This is a genomic window from Paenibacillus dakarensis (assembly GCF_001373415.1).
Taxonomy (GTDB): Bacteria; Bacillota; Bacilli; order Paenibacillales; family Paenibacillaceae; genus Paenibacillus_AQ; species Paenibacillus_AQ dakarensis.
The window spans coordinates 91,728-116,052 of sequence record NZ_CDSE01000084.1 but is presented as its reverse complement, the minus strand read 5'-3'; the positions used below and the strand labels follow the sequence as shown (position 1 = coordinate 116,052).

The 24,325-nt window shown below is 44.6% G+C and carries 19 protein-coding genes; 18 read left to right on the top strand and 1 reads right to left on the bottom strand.

Annotated elements, in window-relative coordinates; all coding sequences use genetic code 11:
- Nucleotides 1-56: 56 nt before the first annotated feature.
- Nucleotides 57-1,808: an ABC transporter ATP-binding protein gene (locus BN1234_RS17510; protein WP_054957933.1), complete on the top strand. Its 1,752-nt coding sequence runs from the start codon at nt 57-59 to the stop codon at nt 1,806-1,808.
- On the top strand, nt 1,801-3,510 hold the full coding sequence (locus BN1234_RS17505) for an ABC transporter ATP-binding protein (RefSeq protein ID WP_054957932.1): 1,710 nt from the start codon (nt 1,801-1,803) through the stop codon (nt 3,508-3,510). The genes BN1234_RS17510 and BN1234_RS17505 overlap by 8 nt, the downstream gene beginning before the upstream one ends.
- Before the next feature lie 219 nt (nt 3,511-3,729).
- On the opposite strand, the gene BN1234_RS17500 is transcribed toward BN1234_RS17505, so the two are convergent.
- Nucleotides 3,730-5,517, bottom strand: coding sequence for a methyl-accepting chemotaxis protein (locus BN1234_RS17500; protein ID WP_054957931.1), 1,788 nt, complete (start codon nt 5,515-5,517; stop codon nt 3,730-3,732).
- A gap of 448 nt (nt 5,518-5,965) precedes the next feature.
- Between BN1234_RS17500 and BN1234_RS17495 the strand changes: the two genes are divergently transcribed.
- The 16 genes from BN1234_RS17495 to BN1234_RS17420 all read left to right on the top strand — a co-directional run bounded on the left by BN1234_RS17495 (nt 5,966) and on the right by BN1234_RS17420 (nt 24,009).
- A complete protein-coding gene (locus BN1234_RS17495) occupies nt 5,966-7,255 on the top strand; it encodes a M20/M25/M40 family metallo-hydrolase (protein WP_054957930.1) in 1,290 nt (429 codons plus the stop codon).
- The gene (locus BN1234_RS17490) at nt 7,242-8,060 is read left to right on the top strand and encodes a DUF3100 domain-containing protein (RefSeq protein WP_054957929.1); all 819 of its coding nucleotides are present in this window, start codon (nt 7,242-7,244) and stop codon (nt 8,058-8,060) included. Before BN1234_RS17495 ends, BN1234_RS17490 begins: the two co-directional genes overlap by 14 nt.
- The gene (locus tag BN1234_RS17485; RefSeq protein ID WP_054958039.1) at nt 8,041-8,529 is read left to right on the top strand and encodes a hypothetical protein; all 489 of its coding nucleotides are present in this window, start codon (nt 8,041-8,043) and stop codon (nt 8,527-8,529) included. The genes BN1234_RS17490 and BN1234_RS17485 overlap by 20 nt, the downstream gene beginning before the upstream one ends.
- Before the next feature lie 680 nt (nt 8,530-9,209).
- The gene (locus BN1234_RS17480) at nt 9,210-9,620 is read left to right on the top strand and encodes a hypothetical protein (RefSeq protein WP_054957928.1); all 411 of its coding nucleotides are present in this window, start codon (nt 9,210-9,212) and stop codon (nt 9,618-9,620) included.
- Between the two features lie 64 nt (nt 9,621-9,684).
- A complete protein-coding gene (locus BN1234_RS17475; protein WP_054957927.1) occupies nt 9,685-10,164 on the top strand; it encodes a hypothetical protein in 480 nt (159 codons plus the stop codon).
- A gap of 665 nt (nt 10,165-10,829) precedes the next feature.
- The gene (locus BN1234_RS17470) at nt 10,830-12,197 is read left to right on the top strand and encodes a cytochrome ubiquinol oxidase subunit I (protein WP_054957926.1); all 1,368 of its coding nucleotides are present in this window, start codon (nt 10,830-10,832) and stop codon (nt 12,195-12,197) included.
- Nucleotides 12,194-13,207, top strand: coding sequence for a cytochrome d ubiquinol oxidase subunit II (locus BN1234_RS17465; RefSeq protein WP_054957925.1), 1,014 nt, complete (start codon nt 12,194-12,196; stop codon nt 13,205-13,207). The genes BN1234_RS17470 and BN1234_RS17465 overlap by 4 nt, the downstream gene beginning before the upstream one ends.
- Nucleotides 13,208-13,275: 68 nt before the next feature.
- Nucleotides 13,276-15,054, top strand: a complete 1,779-nt coding sequence (gene cydD / locus BN1234_RS17460; RefSeq protein ID WP_054957924.1) for a thiol reductant ABC exporter subunit CydD — start codon at nt 13,276-13,278, stop codon at nt 15,052-15,054.
- Nucleotides 15,047-16,774, top strand: coding sequence for a thiol reductant ABC exporter subunit CydC (gene cydC, locus BN1234_RS17455; protein ID WP_054957923.1), 1,728 nt, complete (start codon nt 15,047-15,049; stop codon nt 16,772-16,774). Before cydD ends, cydC begins: the two co-directional genes overlap by 8 nt.
- 324 nt (nt 16,775-17,098) lie before the next feature.
- Entirely contained in the window at nt 17,099-17,986 is an 888-nt protein-coding gene (locus BN1234_RS17450) for an AraC family transcriptional regulator (protein ID WP_054957922.1), read from the top strand.
- 59 nt (nt 17,987-18,045) lie between these two features.
- On the top strand, nt 18,046-20,247 hold the full coding sequence (locus BN1234_RS17445) for an ADP-ribosylglycohydrolase family protein (RefSeq protein ID WP_245640207.1): 2,202 nt from the start codon (nt 18,046-18,048) through the stop codon (nt 20,245-20,247).
- Between the two features lie 14 nt (nt 20,248-20,261).
- On the top strand, nt 20,262-20,885 hold the full coding sequence (locus BN1234_RS17440; RefSeq protein WP_054957921.1) for an ECF transporter S component: 624 nt from the start codon (nt 20,262-20,264) through the stop codon (nt 20,883-20,885).
- Nucleotides 20,882-21,622 (top strand): energy-coupling factor transporter transmembrane component T, encoded by a 741-nt coding sequence (locus BN1234_RS17435; protein WP_054957920.1) that lies wholly within the window; start codon nt 20,882-20,884, stop codon nt 21,620-21,622. Before BN1234_RS17440 ends, BN1234_RS17435 begins: the two co-directional genes overlap by 4 nt.
- Nucleotides 21,619-22,470, top strand: a complete 852-nt coding sequence (locus BN1234_RS17430) for an energy-coupling factor ABC transporter ATP-binding protein (protein WP_054957919.1) — start codon at nt 21,619-21,621, stop codon at nt 22,468-22,470. Before BN1234_RS17435 ends, BN1234_RS17430 begins: the two co-directional genes overlap by 4 nt.
- 3 nt (nt 22,471-22,473) lie before the next feature.
- Nucleotides 22,474-23,274, top strand: coding sequence for an energy-coupling factor ABC transporter ATP-binding protein (locus BN1234_RS17425; protein ID WP_054957918.1), 801 nt, complete (start codon nt 22,474-22,476; stop codon nt 23,272-23,274).
- Between the two features lie 261 nt (nt 23,275-23,535).
- On the top strand, nt 23,536-24,009 hold the full coding sequence (locus BN1234_RS17420) for a hypothetical protein (protein ID WP_054957917.1): 474 nt from the start codon (nt 23,536-23,538) through the stop codon (nt 24,007-24,009).
- Nucleotides 24,010-24,325: the final 316 nt, after the last annotated feature.

Genomic DNA, 24,325 nt, shown 5'->3' with positions numbered 1-24,325 from the left:
ACATAAAGAAACAACGAAATTATTAAGATAAACGACAGATAACAAGGAGAATGCGCGTGATTAGTGAGAGGTCGTCTATTCATTCTTATCTATGGGTCATTCGCTTTCTTAAACCATACCGGGTGAAGGTTGCAGGTTATATTCTCATCAGCCTATTTATTATCGGAGTGGAGCTGCTCGTACCAAAGTTTATTCAATATTTTGTAGATCACATGCTTCCCGATGGTTCACTAGATGTTTTTCTGCTTGCGCTTACCAGTTTGACCGGTTTGGTTATTTTGGTGATCGCTTTTACTCTGTCACGCAACAAATTACAGCGTTACATACAGGAAAAGGCTGCACGGGATATGCAGTTTGCTTTATTTGCTCATCTGCGAAAATTAGGCTTCTCATATTATGAGAAAAACCCAGTTGGGGAAACGCTGTCCCTGTTTAACACGGAGGTAAAAGCTGTTCAAGAGATATTTTACCGGTACTTCCCTGGGATGATAATAACAGGGGTGACTTTTCTGATCTGTTCGGTAATGATGCTGTCAATTCATATCGGATTAAGCCTCGTTGTGATCCCCTGCTTCTTGTCATACTATTTAATCGGTCCCTATTTTGAAAAACAGGCTGCACGACTTGGTCATGAAACGCAGGTGAAACGAACGGCCTTTCAGAAGAAGATTTATGACACGGTTTCCGGGCTGCTGGAGCTTAGAGCCTATCAAGGAGAGGAATGGGATACAGCTCAAGTAATGTTCAAGCAGCATGAAATGAATGAGAAAACCAACCGGCTTCATTTTATGAGCTACGCGAGAGGGCTTGTTCGCCGAGTATCCGTTCAATTCGGAGCTGTAGCCGTATTCACTTATGGTGTGTATTTGTTAAGCCAAGATGCTGTTACAACGGGCGCTTTAGTCGCCTTTATGTTCTATTATTTCCGTATGATTCAGGACATTACTTTCCTAGTGACAATGACTTCAGAACAAAAGGTGTTGATGAATCAGGTCGATAGACTATTCAGCTTTATGAAGCAACAACCGGATATCCGTGAAAGTCAATTTGCAAGCAATCTTTTGAATGTGCAAGGAGAAATCGTTTTTCGTGATGTGACCTTTCGTTATAATAACCATTCTGAATTGATCAGGGGATTTTCCTTGCATATACGGCCGGGGGAGAAGGTCGCTTTTGTTGGAACCAGTGGCAATGGTAAGTCTACCTTGCTCAAGCTGATCGGACGTTTCTACGATCCGACTCAAGGGGAAATTCGGCTGGATGGCATCCCGCTTCCGCAGTTATCACTAAAAGAGCTTCGAGGAACAATGGGAATTGTGTTTCAGGAAACCTATTTGTTCGGCAGCAGTATCCGCGAAAATATACGCTTCGGTGCGCCGGATGCAACCGATGAGCAGATTGAAGCTGCGGCCAAGGCGGCTTATGCCCATGACTTTATTCAACAGTTTCCGCAAGGCTATGATACTTTCGTTGGGGAGCGCGGCGTTAGACTATCTGGTGGTCAGAAGCAGCGCATCGCAATAGCCCGTATGTTTATCAAAAATCCCAAAATAGTGCTGCTTGATGAAGCAACAGCGGCTCTGGATAATGTCAGCGAATGGGAGGTTCAGCAAGCCTTGAATCGCTTGTTCGAAGGGAGGACAATCATTGCTATAGCTCACCGGTTATCTACTGTGAAGGGCTTCGATACAATCATTGTGGTGGATCAAGGCGTCATTGTCGAGAAAGGTAATTACGAGCAATTGATGCAGCAGCATGGTGTATTTCGTCGATTGGCATCGGGTGAGGAGCGTGCGGTTGGTGAATAATTGGGCATGGATCTGGACATATGCACGGCAGGTCAAGGGCTTGCTAGCGTTCACAATATTGCTGTTAGTATTGGAGATCATAGCCAATATTGGCGTTGTGGGCATCCAAAAATTTATTATCGATGATTTATTCGTAAACCGTGAGTTTGACTTGTTAGTCCCTTTGATGGCAGGGCTTGCAGGCCTGGCAGTCACTTACAATGTGTTGCATTTGTATGCAGCTATGGTGAGAAACAAAGCAACGTTTAGACTGCAGAAATTACTGCTTACCGATATGTTGCACTATATGCATCGTATACCGGTAAGACTTTTCCGTGAGGAACGTACCGGTAAATATGTCACCCATCTGACTGATGATGTAAATCAATCCGGAAAACTGGTAGGGGGTACAATCCCTAACGGTATAATGGAAATAAGCGGCGCAATCATTCTTTCCGTTATTATTGGAATGGCAAGTCCGGTATTGCTTTTGGCCGTGATACTAACCAGTATCGTTTATATTTTGATGGGCAAGCATTTCGCGCCCCGGATGAAAAAAGCGGCAAAGGACAGCGCCGTAAGTCAGACTGACGTCACTGTTATTATTGAGGAAGGAATTGCTGCATCTCGTGAAGTCATTGCCTTTCATCGTGAAGAATGGGAAAGTCAGCGTTTCAGGTCTAAGCTGACTGTTCATTTTACCAATCTAATGAAGCAAGTGAACATTTCCAATCGGCAGTCGATGTTTTCCATGATCATGCAATGGGGGATTCGATTGCTCGTATTAGGCTACGGAGGCGTGCTGGTCATCCAGGGAAGCATGTCCATCGGTTGGCTGGTTATCGTTTTTCAGTTCTCTACTCAACTTCTGCAAGCCTATGAGAAGGTATACACCTTCTTTATGGGGATGGCAGCCAGTATGGCATCTGTGGAGCGGGTCCGCGAAGTAATGAGTGGAGAAACGATCAACAATGGTACACTGCATATTAAAGAGCCGCTTCGAAGCCTTGCCTTTCAAAATGTCTCATTTCAATATACCTCAGATAGACAGCCGGTTATACAAGGGCTCAACATGGACATACCGTTAGGTAAAAAGATAGCTTTTGTTGGTTCGAGCGGCGGTGGAAAATCAACGATTGCGCAACTGCTTATTCGTTTCTACGAGCCGAGTCAAGGACAGATAACGGTTAACGGCGAACCATTGGCGAAAATGATACGGGAGGATTGGATGAAACGCATCGATATTGTTTTTCAAGATGCTTATTTGTTTCCAAATACTATCCATTATAATTTGACATTGGGACGTAACATTCAAAAGGATCAATTAGAGGATATCTGTAGAAGTATGGGAATTCACGAATTTATTGCTTCTCTTCAAGATGGTTATGATACAAATGTGGGAGAGCGGGGGATCCAACTGTCAGGCGGACAGCGGCAGCGTATTGCCCTCGCGCGCGCACTATTGTCGGATAGTGAAATATTGATCTTGGACGAAGCGACTTCGGCGCTAGACTTGGAGACCGAACGACTTGTACAGCAACAACTAGATATTCTTCGCAAGAATAAAACGACGATTATTATTGCACACCGGTTGACGACAGTTATGAATGCCGACATTATTTATGTTTTGGATGGGGGCTGTGTGGAAGAGCAAGGCACACATGAGCGACTTCTGGAGAGGGGAAAGGTTTATGCTCAACTAGCACTGGCTGAACTGAGATAGATTTTCACTTTTCGGAAGATCTAACGAGAGTTTTAGAAATCTCAAGTTAGAATGATGGGGACAACAATTTTATCGCATTAAACAATCGTATTTGCTCCAACGGACTATCTAACCTTTGACCGTTGGAGCATAAAACGTTTTACCGAAATATTTTCCAGACTAGCTGACTTTTAATCGTTATCTCATTACCAAGGATTATATGTTTGAAAATCTATCAGGTTAATTCAGTCTAAATCGATTAGACATGGACTCCAGTTCTTTAGAAAAAACATTAAGTGATTCAGCTGTGGCATTGATTTGTTCCATTGAGGCTAGTTGTTCCTCTGCAGCCTTAGAAACATGCTTGGCTGCTGCTGAAGATTTTTCGGATTCTTCTTTCATCTCATCCAGGGAAGATGATATATTTTCTGCCTCAGCAGACATCTGCTCGGCTGCAGCCGAAGCTTCCTGAATTCCTTCTACAGTTTGACCCGTAAAGGCTAGAATATCTTGAATGGCTTCACCGGTCTTACCAATGAAACGTACCCCTTCAGCCGCTTCAGTCTCTACACTGTAAACGGAAGTGGAAGCTGAGCCAATCTCCTTCTGAATAGTCTCAATCAGAGCAGATACGGCCATAGCAGATTCATTCGATTGTGTAGCCAGCTTACGAACCTCAGAAGCCACGACAGCAAACCCTTTGCCGTTGTTTCCTGCTCTGGCTGCCTCGATAGAAGCGTTTAACGCCAGCAGATTGATTCGTGAAGAGATTTCTTTCATTGATGTGACAATTCCGGTAATTTGTTCTGAGTATTGATTAAGACTGCTAATGGAATTGCTCATGTCTCCAACAGTCTCCACGATAATCTGCATCTGCTTCTCTGACGACTGGATCATTATGATGCCTGACTGAGCTTTATCTAAGGTGAGGGAAGAGGTCTCATAAGCCTTTGAAGCTATATCTGCAACCTGTTGGACGCTAGAAGCCATATCTTTCATAGCTGATGAAGCACTGCGAATGTTGATCGCCTGGAGGTCGCTGGACTCGGCAACTTTCTGAATGGACTCTGTTGTCTGTCCTACGGTTGCTGTGGTTTCTTGGGTTACTTCAAGAAGTTTCCCGGCGGTCTTATTCATCGTTCTTGAGCTTAATTTCAAGCTGCCAATCAGATCTTTCATACTCCCAATCATCTGATTAAAAGAGGACGCCATCAAACTATTCTCATCTCGTGTCCTAACAATCAGAGGTTCTCCAGTTAAGTCGCCTATAGATGCTGTGTTTGCGCGATTGGCCACCTCGATGGTCGGCTTTACGATATGCCTGGCAAAGATTACAATGATGGCCGCACCAGCCACCAGACAAATTCCCAATGTCCACAGAATCGTTCGTAGAATCGCTTGCTCACCTGAATTGTAATCCTGAAGATAGGAGCCCGCAGCAATAACCCAGCCCCATGAAGGATTTTGTAAGGCGTAAACGATTTTTTCAGCCTCTTTCGGAGGCGCCGTGTCCGAGGAATCCTCACCTTTGGGAAGTGGCCAATAATAATAGGTGAAGCCTCCACCGTTCATTGCAGCAGAAATGACATCCTTAATATAGAATTGCCCGTCACTTGTTTGTTTGTCCCCAATAAAATCTCCTTCTTGAGAAGGGTGCGCCAGTAGATTACCTTGGGTATCCAATACATAAAAGTAACCGTGTTCGCCCAAATCAAGGTTGGGATTGATTGCACGGCTTCCGTCTGCTCTCATTTCCCCTAAAATTAATCGTTTGAATTCCTCCTGGGACTCTTCCAGGGACAAGCTTCCATTCAATACGCTTTGATTCAGGGTTGTCATGATTTCAGATGCTAAATTCACATTGTTCATTAACCCGCTTCGTATTAAGGCATTGGTCTCGTCAGCGGCTGTACGATAGCTGAGAAACCCAAGCGTAATTACAGGGATAACGAGGATCAACAGCATAGTGGACAGCATTTTCATACGAAGAGAGTAAAGAGGTTTCATCGCAAGCATACCATTATTCATGACTATTCTCCTATCTAGTTGATGGTTACATTTTCCTATAATACTTCAAAAGCACACCAAAAGGAAAGTGCATAATAGATAAAAATTAAATTAAAGGGGACAAGAACATAGTCCCACAGAAAGCCGCTAATTTAGCGGCTTTTTTGTTTTATAGGTACTATTTCCTGTCCCGAGCTAAGGCTAATTACTTGTGCAGATTTAAATTTATTTATACTGCTCTAAATTATAGCTTTATAACCGGCGCGTAAATGAAAATCGTTCTTTTTTAATACCCGATTCCTAATTAATGGACTATTAGTGGTGAAAGTAGAAATTTTACAGATAAATAAACTTGAAAACGAACAATAATCATATTATTATGTAAAACGTTCGTGTTTTGTGTTTATTCTGTATGAACCGTAATAGACTCACCGGTAAGCTTTCGATGAATGGAATGGAGGAACTTGAGTTGATTTTCAAAAACCTGTACGAGGATATTAAGAGAATTGCAGAAGATATTTATCATAATCCGGAGCTGGGATATAAAGAAGAACGAACCAAACAAATAGTAATCTCTTATTTAAAACAGCTAAATCCGGATATTCAGCTGGAGGAATTCAGTACAACCGGCATCCGGACCACGTTAGGCGATCCTGATAAAGAGCTGACTGTTGCATTGATCGCAGAATTGGATGCGGTATATGCTCCTTCTCATATGCATGCCGACAAGGTTACAGGCGCTGCCCATAATTGTGGTCATTACTCGCAGGTTGCCATTGCGCTTGCTCTATACAGCTATTTTGTAACTAGCAAGGCCTACAACCATTTTGATTACAAACTATCCTTTATTTTTGTACCGGCAGAGGAGTATTTGGATCTGGCCTTCCGGGATGAGCTCATTAAGCAGCATAAAATAACTCATTACGGGGGCAAGCCGGAAGCCATGAAGCTCGGCGTCTTTGATGATATTGACTTGGGCATTTGTGTACATGCTATTGGCGGGGAATTTGCAAAGCGCACCGTTAATATCAATTGCGATTTAGCTGGTTTTCTGTATAAAAGATATACCTTTATCGGACAAGCATCTCACGCAGGCTTTGATCCTTTCTCCTCAAAAAATGCGTACAACATGTCTACTCTGTTTAATGTAGCGGTTGGTTTGAGTCGTCAGCAGCTTAAAGACTCAGAAAAGGTACGGATCAATCCGATTGTCATGCATTCAGATATGTCAACTAACGTGATTCCAAACCGGATTACCGTAGGAACGGATTTGCGGACTTTATCCGTTGATTATATGAAGGAAGCTGCAGGGAAGCTGGATGACGCGGCCAAGGGAAGTGCTCTCGCTCTACAGGGAGATGTAGAGATCTCCACTCAAATGGGGTATCTGCCTTTTAGACAAAATCGCTATTTGTCCTCCTTTGTAAAAGAGGCATTTGAAGATACACAGGAAATTGAAGTGCTTTTGGATGCAGATCCGATCAGTGCAGCGGGGGATATCGGGGACCTGTCCTACATGCTTCCGTGTATTCAAATCGGTTACAGCGGCTTTACCGGGACGATTCATGGTGATGACTTCATCGATATCGATCCCGCATTTATATATGAGATTTTCCCAAGATTCCTGGCGCAGGTGTTCGAGAAGATGAACGGGGAAATAGATAAATCCAGATTGTACAAAAGAAGTTATGAAGATTATGCCCAACTGATTAACGAGATTATTTCGGAAGAGGAAGGAAGTCATCATGAAGAAAAATAATTTTATTTACCTTATTATCTTTGCACTGGCTGTTATAACGATCTCAGAGATGATTGGTTTTCAGAGTATCTCACTGGGTGGGATATCCATCGGACTGCTGCCTCTCGTGTTTGCGATTATGATTACGATGGTACTTGGACTCAATTTTCTGCGTAAAGGCTTCTGGAAAAAGGTCTACAGCAAGGGAAATATAGAGTTTGCCGGCAAGTATCTAATCTTGATTATGCTTCCGCTTATGGCGAGATACGGTGCGGACGTTGCCCCAAAAATCGGTGAAATTCTCCAAATTGGGGCGATATTCCTTGTTCAGGAGCTGGGTAACCTGGGAACCGTGATTATTGGACTTCCTGTTGCGCTTCTGATCGGCTTAAGACGAGAGGCGATTGGCGCTACGCTGGGCATTGGACGTGAAGGTGAGCTTGCATACATTTCGGAAAAATACACGCTGGATTCGAAAGAGGGAAGAGGAGTACTGTCGTTATATATTATTGGAACCTTGTTCGGCACCATATTTTTCAGCATATTTGCACCGATTCTGCTTAGTTTAGGTTTCCGCATAGAAGCCCTGGCCATGGCATCCGGAGTCGGCTCAGGAAGTATGATGAGCGCATCTTCGGCATCCTTGGTTGCACAGGTTCCTGAACAGGAGAGCACGATCCTAGCCTATGCATCCGCTAGCCAGCTGCTGACCAGCTTTTTAGGAACGTTTACTATGGTGTTCCTTGCGGCTCCTTTACAGCAATTCCTATATCGAATCTTTACACGAGGTGACAAGAATGAAAAACATGCAAAACTTGCTGCGTAATAAATACATCAAATACGGTCTGATTGTTCTCTTAAGTACAGCGATGATTCTGTATACGCAGTTCATTAAACATATGAAGGATCCTAGCTCAGCGCCGGTCACTGGGATGACAATAGCAGGATTGTTTTCTCTTTGGACCTTCTCCATGATCGGAATCTTTATATCGGAGAAATTAAATTCTTCACGCATTAAACTATTGAGGGAATTTCCGGTATTAGGGTGGGTATCTATCACTTCCCTTGTCATGTGCCTGCTATCTGATTTTTTTGTAGAGGCGATTCAAGCAGTTGATTTCCTTTCAATTACGACACCGATCCTTACGTTTGCAGGAATATCGGTTGCAAATCGTCTTGTTGAATTAAAGAATACCTCTTGGAAAATTGCCATTGTTGCGATATTCGTATTTAGCGGAACCTATATTGGCAGCACCCTGGTGGCACAACTCGGGCTGTTTATTACAGGAAAGTAAGAGAAGGAATCTATAAACCAGGATTAGTCACCCGGATTCTACTGAAAAGACTAGATAGGTAAAAGGATCAAACCGTAGTATCGGTTTGATCCTTTTTTTGTTGGAGTATTTACTACAGATCAAATCGTTGAACCATCGGGAAAAGATAGTTGAATCAAACCAAGAGTAGTTTGCAACGTCTTTATTTTCGTTAAGCTAACGGGCAGGTTAGCTCAATACAGGAGGGTGAGGGGTAGAGTAAATTAAGTAAGATAAGGGAGGTGAACTGGTATCTTATCAGAATAAAAATAATATAAGCTATATAAGGCGCTTATAGCCGGGAACAAGGATCCTGCAGAGACACGAATTCTTGCGTTTTTTTTGATATTTGAAAATAGAATTGCGTTAATGTGATTCATTTCGTACCACCGATTAGGTCATCTGTTGGAGATAATAATTTCCAAAAAAACATAACTTTTATTTCTGAAATACGTTGTAATTAATGTAAGACTATTTTAAAAAGATTGGGTTTATAATGACAGTTCGCCTACTACTGGAATGACAACCTATACCAATGGTAACTGTGGAAAAGGTAACTACTCAAGTTATGTATCGACTGAAGCGTAAAATGGTAATGGATATGATGCTTTCACAATAAATACCACTCCTATTGTTGCTAACTAAGTTTGGAGGAATGCGAAATGAAATCTGTAAAAATAACGTTTGTACTCGGATTTACCTTTGTACTTGGTGTGACGTTAGAAGGTATGCAATTTGGTTCTGCTATAGCTACTACCAACTCACAAAAACACACTTCCATTTTTTCGGTAAACAAGTATGGCGAGACATATGGATCTGCTGAAAATGCAGCACAAAATGAAGAACCAGATTTAATTCAAGCAATTGGTGAAGATGGTACTCAAGGATATGTGCGCGCAAAAGACTTGGAAACAGAAATGCCTAAAACTCCTGCAGAAGCATTAGCTAAACAACGTAGTTTTTCCTCTAAGAGTGTTCGAACAATTCCTCTGTATGATATTAACGGTAAGCAAATAGGAAATTTTAATGTCCAACAAGGAAATGAACCTGATGAAGTAATTAAGATGAAGTAATTTTGGCTTAAAGCATTTTTTGTGTTCGGTTCGTTAAAAGATTTAGAGAAAGGTGATTTAATGAATGAAAATCAATAAAACCTTTCCCATTATGCTACTCATTTCGTTTGCTTTAGGTTTCATACTTGGATGGTACTTCATGCCGAATGGTGAGAATGAGGAGTGGACTCCAGATAAGATTAATCTTTACTATACTGAAAAACAGAGTCAGATTACCAAGTTAGAGCAGCCACAAGCATTTGATCTGATCCAATCTTTAATTGTGTTTGAAAAAGGGAATATGATGTCAGGAGGAAATCAACCATTATCAGCAGAAGATGTTAAGGAGATGAAAAAATCGGGGGCTGTAGAATATGTCTATGATAAACCCATATCCATGCAAATAGTAGTTGGAGATGAAAAAATAGAAAAAATAAAATTCAAATCCATTCTCTTTCCTATAGAGCAAGAATGGGAAGGTGCTGCATATATTCAAACAACCGATTCAACTTATTTGTATTTTGTAACAAGGCCGAGTTTAGATTTCATGCTTCGACATATGTGAATTTACCGTTTTTATTATAAATAAAGTAATCTCAAAGAAGGTAATTGGGGAATTGTCGGGGGACAAGAACATAGTCCATTGGAAGTCGCTATTTAAGCGGCTTTTTTTATTTATTGGACCAAGTTTCTTGTCTTGGGTTCAGGACGAGAACTTGGTCCGATTACCGATTAGATAAGTATCTTACTATGTTCCCATACAATAGAGATGGCGTACGCACTTCCTCCGACCGACTATGAGTAGATTATCAAGCCATCAAGCGGATATGAAAAATTAATTCTGTTTCTTGTGCGGAGGATACTGTAGACCAGAGGAGTACAAAACTCCTTGGTCCATTTTTTTGTAATTTTGATATTGCTCACTGTGATGTTTTTCACTAAGTTGTCAGAAAAGGGTGACCTTTTATTGAACAATTAAGGACGAACATGTGTCAATGATTGAATTCGTGGTGAACAAAGATATAATAACAGTACGATCAGGTTTCATACTCGTGCTTTTGTCTGCATTCCGTACCCGATTATACAGGTTTGTCAGATCTCTGTTCGTAGAAAAGGGCAGTATATCGCAAGAATGATATCGATGTAGTCAATTTAACACCTTACTTTGTGAAAAAAATCTCTTTTTATTTACCCCAAAATGAAACAGAAGTTTGAAAGGAGGCAGTCATAATGGCAATAGATACGGTAATGTGGAGCAGGCTGGTAACAGGTTTGACACTCGCGTTCCACGTGATTTTTGCAACAATTGGTGTCGGAATACCATTAATGATCGCAATTGCAGAGTTCATGGGGATCCGCAAGAAAGATCCTCATTATACATTGATGGCGAAGAGGTGGGCACGAGGATTTGTCATTTCGGTTGCGGTTGGTGTCGTGACCGGTACTGTCATCTCCCTGCAGCTGGCCCTGGTGTGGCCGAACTTCATGAAGATGGCCGGGAACGTCATTGCATTACCGTTATTCATGGAAGTATTCGCATTCTTTTTTGAAGCTATCTTTCTGGGCATTTATTTGTATACCTGGGATCGATTCAAAAACCCGTATACGCACTGGCTGTTGACGATTCCGATTGTGATTGGGGCAGGTATGTCTGCTGTGTTCATTACGACAGTGAATGGATTTATGAACCAGCCCGAAGGCTTTGTCATGGAAGCAGGTCAATTCACAGCAGTTGATCCGGTGCAAGCGATGCTGAATACGGCCACGTTCTCTAAGGTATTCCATGTATTAAGCTCTGCCTATTTGACAGGGGCTATCCTACTTGCTGGTATTGCAGCCTTTGCGATGCTGAGAAAAGGTGTTTCCGCTTATCACAAAAAAGCCCTGAACCTCATGATGGCAGTTGCTTTGTTATTCGGCATGCTGAACACGCTGGCAGGGGATGTGTCCGCCAAGTTTTTAGCTGAGCATCAGCCTGAGAAGCTTGCGGCGGCAGAGTGGCATTTCGAGACAGAAAGTGGTTCGGACCTGATACTAATGGGATGGCTGAATGCCGAGCATGAAATTCTAGGTGCCCTGCATCTGCCGAAATTCCTTAGCTTCCTGGCCTTTGGCGACTTTAACGCAGAGGTCACAGGGCTGGAAGAGTTCCCGCAGGAGGAATGGCCGCCGCTTCTCGTGCATTACTTGTTTGATTTAATGGTAGGAATCGGATTTGCTCTGGTTGCGATTTCGCTGCTTTATTTCCTGTTTAAGCTCTGGAAGAAGCGCAATGAGCTGAACAAATGGATGCTTCGCCTCGTCGCACTCAGCGCACCGCTCGCCTTTTTGGGTCTAGAGCTCGGCTGGTTCTATGCAGAAGTTGGGCGACAGCCATGGATTATCCGTGGAATTATGACGGTAGAGGAAGCCGCCACGACTTCACCGACGATTAGAACTTTATTCTTCGTTTTCTTGCTGCTATACATTGTACTGGGCATTGTGTGTGTCATCGTGTTAAGACGGTTGTTCAACAATAATCCGGCAGAAGTTGAGATGGAGAAATGGGCGAAAGAAATGCATAATCAAACGATAGACAAGGGGGATCCTGCACAATGAGTTACGAATTGATTGGCATCACGGTGCTCTGGCTGTTCTTGTATGGCTATTTAATTATCGCATCGATTGATTTTGGAGCAGGCTTCTTCGCTTTCTATGCACGTTTGACGAAGCAGGATCATCTGATTAACCGTCTGATTTCCCGTTATTTATCACCCGTTTGGGAGATCACAAATGTATTTTTTGTATTCTTCTATATTGGCATTGTCGGATTTTTTCCGGACACGGCCTATTATTATGGCGCCGCGCTGCTTGTTCCAGCAAGCATAGCCGTAATCCTGCTTGCCGTTCGCGGTTCGTTCTATGCATTTGAAAATTACGGTTCCAAAAAAAGCCTTGTGTTTTTATTTTTATACGGAGCTACAGGCTTACTCATTCCGGCTTCGTTATCCGTTGCGCTGACGATTTCTGAAGGCGGCTTTATTCTGAAGCAGGGTGAGACGGTTTCTCTGGATTACTGGGAGCTGTTTACCAATCCGTTATCCTGGAGCATCGTTGGATTGGCAATTGTATCCGTCTTGTTCATTAGCGGGACATTCCTGACATTTTACGCTTCCCGGGCAGAGGATCACGCTGCTCTGAAGCTGATGCGAAACTATGCCCTGTTCTGGAGCACACCGACGATTATTCTTGCACTGACAGCTTTTATTTATTTGGGTCAACACAATGAACGGCACTTTCAAAATATGATGGATTTATGGTGGCTGCTCGGGCTTTCCGTTGCTTTCTTCATGATCGCCATGTGGCTGATATACAACGGACGCCGATACGGATTAGCTTTTATATGCGTCATGCTGCAATTTTTCACGGCTTTTTTCGCATATGGAATCGGGCACTATCCTTATATTCTGGATCCATACATCACGGTTCAGAGCAGCGCGACTTCACCAGCCATGGGTTTTGCGTTAGTTGCTGCATTTATTGGTGGTCTGTTCCTTTTAATCCCGTCCCTATGGCTGGTCTTCAAACTATTCCTGTTTGATGCGGATTATGTAAAAGGAAAAAAATAAAGCGGTATTGTCCATTACGGCGTATAAGAGATTTCATTATATGCCTGCATATAAAGGAGGAGAAAACTGTGAAAAGGAAATCCAGTCTGATTTCTCAGCAAATGTCTTCACAAAGGAAAAATACAGTTCTCCTCGCAGTTATTTCACTCGCGCTTGGCGCAGCTATTGTGAGTCAGGCTGGATTACTTGCTGAAGCAGTCCAGCGGATTTTTGTGGAGCGTGCTTCCTTTTCATCGGTTATCGTGCTGCTTGGTCTGCTTCTGGCTATTATGGTTGTACGCACACTGTTGTCATATGGAAACGGTAAGGTTGGACTGCGTATGGCTGCTGCGGCCAAGACGAGTATGCGAGAAGCCGTACTGCAGAACCTGACTCATGCCTCCATGCCTTCAACTCTGCGTGGACAGACAGGAGGGAAGGTCAGTATTCTACTAGATGCTGTGGATGAGGCTGACAGTTATTTCAGTCAATATATGCCGCGGATGGTGGAAGCTGCAATCATCCCGATTTTGATTCTAATCGTTACATTTACCCTGCATGCCAACACAGGCTTCATCATGCTGTTTACAGCCCCGTTCATCCCGCTGTTTATGATTTTGGTAGGGCTTAAAACGAAGAATAAATCCGAAGAAAAATATGCACAGCTGGCCGAGTTCTCAGGTACATTCCTGGATTCTCTTCAAGGACTGGTGACGCTAAAAATATTTGGACGGGCTAGCCGTCAGCAGCAGGAGATTGAACGCAGCAGTCTGGGTTACCGGGATGCCACAATGGGCATTTTGAAGATTGCTTTTACGAATACCTTTATGCTGGAGTCGATTGTGATGCTTAGTATCGGAATTGTCGCGCTCGAACTGGCCATCCAGCTGCTTGTATTCAAATCGATGACGTTCCACACCGCGTTTTTTGTTTTGCTGCTCGTTCCCGAGTTCTACAACTTGTTAAAGAATACGGGAACCGCCTTTCACAGCGGTCGAACAAGTATGGGTGCTATTCATAAGGTGGAGCAGATGCTTGAGGAAACGGCAGGGAAAAGCGAAGAAGCGAATACCTCTGACGGTGCAGGTGCATCCGGTGATATCGTCGAGATCGGCAGTATGCCGCCATCCATGGAACTGGATCATCTCCGTTTTCAATATGCTCCGGATTCTTTCGAGCTTAAGACGGGAGAGATCACGATGGCTCCGGGAGCGCACATCGCGATCGTTGGCAAAAGCGGCTCCGGCAAAACGACTTTGCTGCATCTCATTGCAGGTTTGCTGAAGCCGGCATCGGGAACGGTTCGGGTGAATGGAAGCCCACTCTCCCAATTCAATGAGAATGCATGGTTTAAGCATGTTAGCTACATTACACAGCACCCGTATATTTTTGCAGGAACATTAGCTGAAAATATTGCAATTGGTGCTGGCGGGGAGGTTACCCATGCTGAAATAGAGCGGGCGGCTGAGGAAGCCGGGCTTGCTGCGCTTACAGCCCAATTGGAGCATGGACTGGGTACCTTTGTTGGCGAAGGAGGCAGGGGACTATCTGGCGGGGAAAGACAGCGGCTTGCCTTGGCACGAGCTTTTTTGAAGCGGCCGGCCATCATCCTGTTTGATGAGCCTACCGTTGGACTGGATTTGCACACCGAGCGGGTACTGCAGCACTCCATTGCCAAACTGGCAAAAACGGCTACGATGATTACGGTGGCTCACCGATTATATACCATTCAGCAAGCCGACAAGATCTTGTTCATGGACAATGGCGTATTAGTTGACGCCGGACGGCATGATGAGCTACTGGAGCGCCTGCCGCAGTATGCCGAGATGATCGATATAGAGCGAAAAAGGGGGGAGCATCATGAATGAGCTGGCTGTTCTGTCAAAGGCGATGATTCAGGAGCGAAGAGATATCCTGTTTTCGATTCTGGGTGGATTCATCGCAGGCATATCGGGTGTGGCACTCTTCTCCGCGAGCGGTTATCTAATTTCGCAAACCGTATTCGCACCACCGCTGTATACCTTGATTGTACTCACCTCGATGGTCAAGCTGCTGGGTCTGCTTCGGGCGGCAAGCCGTTATGGAGAACGCTTGTTTTCTCACCGGGCGACGTTCTCGATGCTTAGTCGTTTGCGGACGTCCTTTTTTTCCAAGCTTATTCCTTTAACGCCTGGTATATTGAATAGAAATCGAAGCGGGGATCTGCTAGCGCGGATCGTTGGGGATGTGGAGAGCTTGCAAAATTATTTCCTGCGAGTGGCTTATCCGCCCATCATCGTCGTCATGGTGTTTTTAGCTACGGTGCTGTTTACGTCTGCCTTCTCATTCTGGATCGCGCTTCTGTTTGTAATCGGCATGCTTGCAGCGGCATTCCTTGTACCGGGCATTGTTTTGCTCGGTCAGCGGAGAATACATGGACGTGTCCGCGAACAGCGGGCGCAGCTTTCCACGGAAGTCACCGAAGTACTGTATGGTTTCCGGGATTTGAAAGTATACGGGCAATTGGCTCAGCGGGATCAGCAGCTTCAGCAGGCTTCCGCTACACTTGCAGTTGAGCAGCAGCGGGCAGCAAGGAATCTGCTCCGCGGGCAAGCGATGCACACGTTGGTTACATTTCTTATTTCCTGGGGGGTGCTCGCGCTCGGAGCCTACTTAATTATGGACGGAGCGCTCGCCGGGGTATTTCTTGCTATGCTGGTCATGGCCTCGTTAACCGTGTTTGAAGAAGCGGCGGCGATGGCTACATTACCCGCGTATAAGGAGGATAGCGAACACGCAGCCAAACGGCTGACGGAAACAGTTAAACCCGCCGTGGTGGAGTCATCGCAGCCAGGGCTCGCGTTGTCTCTTGATCAAGCTGTTTCGTTAGAGCTATCCGGGGTTACGTTTCAATACGAAGGGGAGTGGAGACCGGCGCTTAAGGACATCTCCCTGCATATATCACCCGGCTCCAAAACAGCGATTGTCGGGCCGAGCGGTTCGGGAAAGTCTACGATTATCGAATTGCTGCTCAAGCTGCGTACACCAACAGCTGGCGATATACGAATAAATGACGTTTCGGTAATGGAGCTGGAGGAGAAGAGCATTTGGGAAGCGTCTAATGTCGTGCTGCAGCAAAGCCATTTCTTCCGGGGAACGATCCGTGATAACTTGCTCCTGGGAGAGGAACAACATGCTGACGAACAATTGCTGGATGTGTTGGCTAAAGTGCAGCTGCCAGATAAATCGTTGACCGATATGGTGTATGAAAAAGGGGAGAATCTGTCGGATGGGGAGAAGCAGCGGCTGGCTCTGGCGCGAGCACTGCTCCGCAAAGGACGGCTGTGGCTTTTGGATGAACCCACTTCATCGATGGATTATGTGACAGAGCAGCATGTGCTTAAGCATCTCTACGCACAGGCGGCTCAAGATACACTCATCCTGATATGCCATCGTCTTACCGGATTGGAAGGAATGGATCGAATTGTGGTCATGGACCAAGGCAAGATCATCGAAACCGGTTCTTATTCGGAATTGATGGAGCACAAAGGCTATTTTTATGAAATGAAGCAAATCGAGCGGCAAATGATCGGAGAAGCTGCAGAGTAAATTGTTAGACCAAATGTAAAAGCCAAGCCAATACTTCACCCATTCCTAAGTTAATTGTCGAGGGACAAGAACATAGTCCCTTTAAAAGTCGCTAAAATAGCGGCTTTTTTTGTTTTATCGGTACAAGTTCTTGTCCCGAGCCAAAGGCCATCTCATATGATGGCAGTTTATTTTTAATGAAATATTGGCTAATAAAATATATGACAGAGTTAAACATGTTCAAGAAAACGTTGGAGAAAATTCAGAGTATAATCAATTATTAAATACGATCTGAACTACGTTATAATTCGGTAGATAGAATATTAAATGATTTGGGTGACTAAATTGAAATTACATATTGATTATCCCCATGAAATTCCGATGGTTGCGTTCCAATGGACACCGGAAACCACACTGGAGCCATTCCATACGCATACCAGTCTGGAAATCGGCTGCTGCATTTCTGGCAGCGGTGTTTTTTGTTTTGAACAGAAATGCTATAACGTACGCCCGGGAGATATTTTCATTGTAAACCAGACCGAGCTGCACATTGCGCAATCCGATGAAATGGATCCAAGTACGTTTATATTCATTAATTTTGACCCCAGTATACTGCTCCTTGAAGATGAAAAGCTGCTTCTTCCCTATAGCTATCAGTCCGAGAAATTTCAGAATCATATTCCTGCGGAGACGAGCCTTGCCCATCAGCTGCAGCCCCGCATCATGACCATCCATGAAGAGCTTTCCCATCAGGATGTAGGCTACCTGTCAAGGGCGCGCAGCATATTAATTGATGTTAGTGTGCTGCTGCTTCGAAATTACATCGGCTCCATTTCAGGCGAGCAGTGGAGACGAATGAACCATTCGTATCGGGAACTGAGACAGATGCTCGAATATGTGCACCGGAATTTTGGCAATAACATTCAACTTGCTGATGTAGCCCAGACAATAGGTTGGTCGCAGGCCCGGACATCCCGTTTATTTCGAGAGTACACAGGAAAAGGTTTGCGGGATTATCTCGCGCAGCTTCGGCTGAGTGAAGTGAAAAAACGGCTGGTCACCACCGATGATCTGATCGCGAATATTTGCTTTGACTGCGGATTCCAGAGTATGGCTTCGTTTTATCGTGCTTTTCAGGCGAATACGGGTACATCTCCGAAAGAATATCGTGAAATGAACGGCTTAAGTGAGGATTTTGAGAATTTAAGGGACGCTAATGAGAAGTCAAAATAAAAACGCTTACTTATAATAAGGGCACAGGCTGTACTATCACAATTCTCAGGATGATAGTGATGGGAATCACCATTCACCAAACAGCAGCTGGATATAAAACTTTTATGATCAAGGGGGGCTTGGGGATGGTTACTTACCATGCGGATTATCTAGAACGGGTGTATGCAGGCTGGCTTGGTAAAGTAATTGGCGTACGACATGGCGCTAATATTGAAAACTGGACATATGAACGGATTGAACGGGCTTTTGGAGAGATCACAGATTATATATATAATTTTAAAAATTTCGCGGCTGACGATGACATTAATGGTCCTCTTTTTTTTATGAACGCTTTGGCAGATCTGCCTCTTCATCAAAAAGTCGCCGCAGAGGACATGGCCAAGGTATGGTTAAACTACATTGCGGATGGCCACGGCTTTTTCTGGTGGGGAGGTTATGGTATATCCACAGAGCATACCGCTTACCTTAATTTGAAGCATGGAATGACGGCCCCGCAATCGGGCTCGCAGGAGCAGAATTCGCTAGCGGTGGCGGAGCAGATCGGCGGTCAAATTTTTAGTGATATCTGGGGTTTTCTGGCTCCCGGTGACTCAGAGGCAGCAGCGGACCTGGCCGAGAAGATGTCATCGGTGTCCCATGACCGCAACGGGATTTATGGAGGGCGATTTGTGGCAGCCTGTTGTGCTGCAGCATTTGAGTCTTCCTCGATAAAAGAAGTCATTCAGCGGGCACTCACAACGATTCCTGAAGACAGCAGTTACAGTGAGGTGGTCAGGAGTATTATACGTTTTCATAATGAACAACCTCAGGACTGGCGGGCATGCTTCCGCTATATTCAAAGCCATTACGGGTATGATCGATATCCGGGCATATGTCACATCATTCCGAATACAGCGGTAGTTGTGCTGGGGCTTCTATATGGGGATGGAGATTTCTCCAAATCTATCAATATTACCAACATGTGCGGATGGGACACCGATTGCAATGTCGGCAATGTCGGAGCCATCGTGGGAATTTTAACGGGATTAACCGGTATTGGTGAGCGATGGATAGCACCGATCAATGACTTTGTATGCGCTTCCAGTGTAATAGGATCCCAAAACATTCAGGACATTGCTTCTATTGCCGAACGGACGGCTGCGATTTCCAAAAGGTATTTTCTAGGGGAGGAACTGCAGGACAAGCCGGGGGTACACGCTGATTTTGATTTCGAACTTCCTGGCTCCACACATGCCTTCCGTAATCATTATCCGCAAGGATTGCCTGTGACGATGGTATGTAAAAATACGGACAGAATCGCCTCCAGTGGAAAGCGCTCTCTTCAGGTGACGATTAGCTCGTTAGCTGGGGGAGAGAGCTACCGGACCTATCTCAAGACGTATTACACACCGGAGGATTTTAATGACAGCCGTTATGACCCAAGCTTTACACCGGTATTTTATCCGGGACAAAGTATTTCCATGAGTGTGTACATTTCGCAGGGAGATGAGGAGCAAGTCGCTGCACGTCTATATGCGCACAACCTTCAGGATGGAACCCGTGTATATGGGGAACGGACCGAGTTGTCAGTTGAGAAATGGACGACGCTAACCTGGAAGGTTCCGCGGATCCCGGGAGCCGTATTGTCGGAGGTTGGCGTGGAATGGATTCCACTGGCTGAAATTTTTGGGCAACCGAAGTCGTTAACGGCTTATATCGATGATGTTCAATTATGGGGCGAGCCTGAGATCGATATTTCTTTTGCTTCCGAAGAGCTGGAGGTATGGCCGACACTACGTCAGGAAGTGAGACAGCTGACCCATCTCCGCGGCTTATGGACACTGGAAGAAGGGCTTCTAACGGGAAGCGGGGCCGGAGAATCTGCGGAAGCCTACACAGGGGCCCATTATTTTAGGGATTACACGTATGAGGTTACAATTCGTCCGGTCATCGGCTCGTCCCACGGGATACTGTTCCGGGTTCAGGGGGCAGCTCGAAGTTATGCAGCGGTGCTCAAGCAAGGCCAGCTTACACTGATGAAAAAAGAAGGAACGAATTGGCGTACGTTGCAGGAGGCTCCTTTCACTTGGCAGCACGGTGCCGATTATCGGATTTCGATCGTTGCAGATGACCATCATTATTCCATTTCTGTAGACGGAGAACTTCTGCTAGACTATACCGATCATGAGAACCCGTATACAAGCGGTCAAGTTGGATTCATTACGATGGACAGCAGTCGAACTGCTTATGTCGATTACCGCATTCATCCCAATAAACGATAGAAAGAAGGGTAACTATGAAACGGGGTCTGAAAAAAGATTTTACCTTGCTGGCGATTACGATGATTCCTATTGGGGTTGCGATTAATGTTGTGGCTTATCAGTTGATGACCATTTTGAAAATGCCTATTTATTTGGATGTGATTGGGACTTGTATTGTAGCTATGGTCGCAGGGCCGTGGGTGGGATTGGTTACAGGCGGACTTGGTAATGTTGTGAATGGAATGCTCAATCCGGTGTCGATCCCTTTTGCCATTACATCCATGGCGATCGGATTGACCGCAGGTTACCTGTCTAAGTATGGGATGCTAGTCAAGCCCTGGAGAATCATCATTTCCGGCCTTCTGATTGCCGTCGTCTCTTCGGCAACGTCCAGTCCGATTCAAGTCATTTTGTTTGGTGGAGTAACGGGTCAAAGTGGTGATATCGTGATGGCCACATTGCTGGCCACAGGCAAGCAGATTTGGACCGCTGTATTTTCACAAACGCTGCTGCTCGGTGTTGTTGATAAAGTGCTGGCCATCGTGGCAAGCTCCTTGATTGTATATAAAATGACTCCACAGTTCCTGTCTAAGATGCATTACGGCGACATTTATATGCATTCCAAAAAAATGAACCGGATGGGAGGTCAGGTGAAGTGAAAAAGTCCATTCTTGAACTCTATCCGACAACCAAGCTGCTGGGTGTGCTTTTTGTCATCATCTCCATTCTGATCGTTCCGGGGTATGCATATCAATATGCCATTCTCCCGATCTGTATGGTCATCGCCTTAATGGCTGGTGTCTTCCGAAGCTTTAGCAGTCTGTTTTTTAAGGGTGTTACACTGATCGTGCTCTTTATCTTTATTATTCAAGGGTTCTTCTACCCGGGCGAAACCGTCCTCTGGTCAGGCTGGATATTTAGTCTCAAACAGGAAGGCTTAAACTATAGTCTGCTGTTGACATCCAAGATCGTTGCCATTACAGCTTCCATTATCTTGTTCTTCCAAATCACCAAGACGAAAGATTTGATCATTGCCCTGGAAAAAATGGGAATACCGAAGAAGGTCACTTACGTGATTATGTCTACGCTGCAAATCATTCCGCAGATGAGGAAACAACTGAATGTCATTATGGATGCCCAGCGTTCACGTGGGGTGGAGACGGAAGGCAGCCTGAAGATCCGGACTAGAGCCATCGTCCCCGTGCTTGGCACCTTGATCATCTCGTCTTTTGAGAATACACAGGAACGCGTAATTACCCTGGAATCCCGTGCGTTTACGACCCAGCGCAAGAAAACGAATGTGATGGTATTGCCCAAAGGGCCGCTGGATACGATTGTAAGGCTCGTGCTGTTGCTGCTGCTTGTATTGATCATCTGGAAGGGGGCTATAGGATGAGTCTGTTATCCATGAAAAATGTATCGTACAGATATCCCATTAACCATTGGAAATCCTTGAAGCAGGTGACGCTGAACATTGAAGCTGGCGTTTTCTACGCCGTCATCGGCGCAGGTGGAGCAGGGAAAACGACGCTGTGCAGCGTGTTCAGAGGTTTTATTCCCCATTTCTATAATGGAGAGCTTGAAGGGGAAGTGCAGCTTTTCGGGAAAAATCTGCTGCAATATGAGTTGGCGGACATTGCCTCCCGGATCGGCTACCTGTTTCAGAATCCATTTACACAGATTAGTGGCGCCAAGGAAACCGTGTTCGAGGAAATAGCCTACGGGTTGGAAAATCTAGGAGTGGATCCTGCTGAAATCCGCAAGAAAGTTGAAGACGTTATTGCATTGCTGAAGCTGGAGAAGATCGCGGAGTCTAATCCATCAGAACTATCCGGCGGACAGAAGCAGCGGGTGGCATTTGCTTCTGTGATCGTCATGGACCCTGAGGTGATCATTATCGATGAACCGACATCCCAGCTAGACCCACAGGGTACCGAGGAAATCTTCCGGATTATCGATCTTATGAAACAGCGGGGAAAGACCATCATTCTTGTGGAGCATAAGATGGAATGGATTGCAGAATATGCAGATCAGATCATCGTTATGGAAGACGGACAAGTCGTTATGCAGGGAGACACCCAGTCGATCCTTAGCAATCCGGAAGTCATGAAGCACGGGGGTTCACTGCCTCAATATGCCGAGGTGGGACTGAGACTGCTCGGGAAGGGGGGAATCAATCAGGTTCCCATTACCCGGAAGCAAGCAGAACATGTATTTTCACATTTAAGAAAAAGGGAGGACTGAATCATGGCTATATTAACCTTGGATCAGGTTTCTTACCGTTATCCTAACGGTACAAACGCGGTAGATCATATTTCGATGTCCTTCCAGGTAGGGGAAAAGGCAGCCATTATTGGACAAAACGGAGCCGGCAAGACAACCGCCGTGAAGCTGATGAACGGACTTTTGAAGCCCTCCTCAGGCACCGTCACCGTGGATGGATGGGATACAAAAAAGCACACAACGGCTCAAATATCTGAGAAGGTCGGATATGTTTTTCAAAATCCCGATGATCAGCTGTTCCATGAGACCATTTACGAAGAGGTTGCATTCAGTACGCGGCATCTCAACGTCAATCCTTCAGAGGCCAAGAAAATAATCGCCACGGCACTGGAGCTGACTGGACTCACTGAGTATGCGACTCTGCATCCTTACAGTCTTCCTTATTCGATGCGGAAGTTTGTGACCATTGCAGCGGTTATTGCGATGCAGAGTAAGGTCCTTATTCTGGACGAACCGACCGCAGGGCAGGATGGCCGTTCGTTAGAGCGGCTGACCCGCATTATTGATTATCTTACAGGGGAAGGCAAAACCGTCATTACGATTACACATGATATGACTTATGTTGCGAATCATTTCGAACGGGTTATTGTCATGGCGAATGGACATGTCCTTTCGGACAGTACCGCGAAAGAAATCTTTTGGCAGCCTGCGCTGATGCAGAAGAGCCATATCCAGGCTCCGCCTGTAAGTCAACTGGCGTCCGCATTGTGTTGGCCCGGCCAGATTGTTACCGTGGACGAATTTGTGAAGTACGGCAGTTCTTAGAAAACTACTTGTATTTAAAGCAAGAAAGCTGCTCCCAACTGTGGGACAGCTTTTCTCATTATCTGCAGAATATTCCTGAGTGCAAAAGGATGCCTGTCGGCGGACAAGAACAAGTTCCGATTACCGATTATTCATTAAGCTAATGGGCAGGATAGTTCATTGATTTCGCGAATACTTTACTTTTAGGGTTACTTGCGAAGTTCGTAGATATTACGTTATCGGAAATCTGTGTACAATATTATTATTGGATGTGAATTCAAGATGATAGATTTAATAACAGGTTCTATCAATATTTCTTACTTAGATTTTGTAATAAATAAAGATTTAACAAAAGAAAAGTTCGAAAATTCAATGTATTTTAAAGAGCATTTATTTCCAGCTGAAGATATGAATACCGGGTATGTATGGTATCGCACTAGTAGTATTAAATTTGAGGGGCTACCGATTAAATTTTCATTATGTTTTTACAATGATGCCTTATCACTAATTACTTTTAGAATTCAAGACGATTTTAATAAAGAATTAGACTGGAACGATTGGGATGAAGCAAATGAACTCGAATTAAAGAGAAAACACGACAAATTACTATTCGAAGTTTTTAACAGAGAACCTGATAACCACATTGGAGATCCTTTATATAGGACAACCTATAACTTTTTATGGGGAAGTGTTGAATCTTCATTTAATAGTCGATCCGGGTCAAGTCTTATATCAATGAGATATTACAGCCAATAAATATTTGAAGAAATGTGAGTTATATCAAAGAAGACACATACTTCCGATAACTTTGCATTCACGCAGTGAACCATACGGTCCTTGGATTGCCAGAAGTGAAGAAGCAAGGAAGCCGAATCAGGCAATCAACCCTGAAAGGCTACGTGGTGAAACCACCCGGTAGCTGCGCTACTTTAAGCCTTTCGGGTTCGTGAACACGGAAACGTTAGATAAATCCCCGAAAGACAAATTTTAAAAACAACAAAAAACTGAAGAACATGAATAATTCCTTGCTGGTAACACAGGCAACAATATAATGTAAGGGCTCAAAGAATAT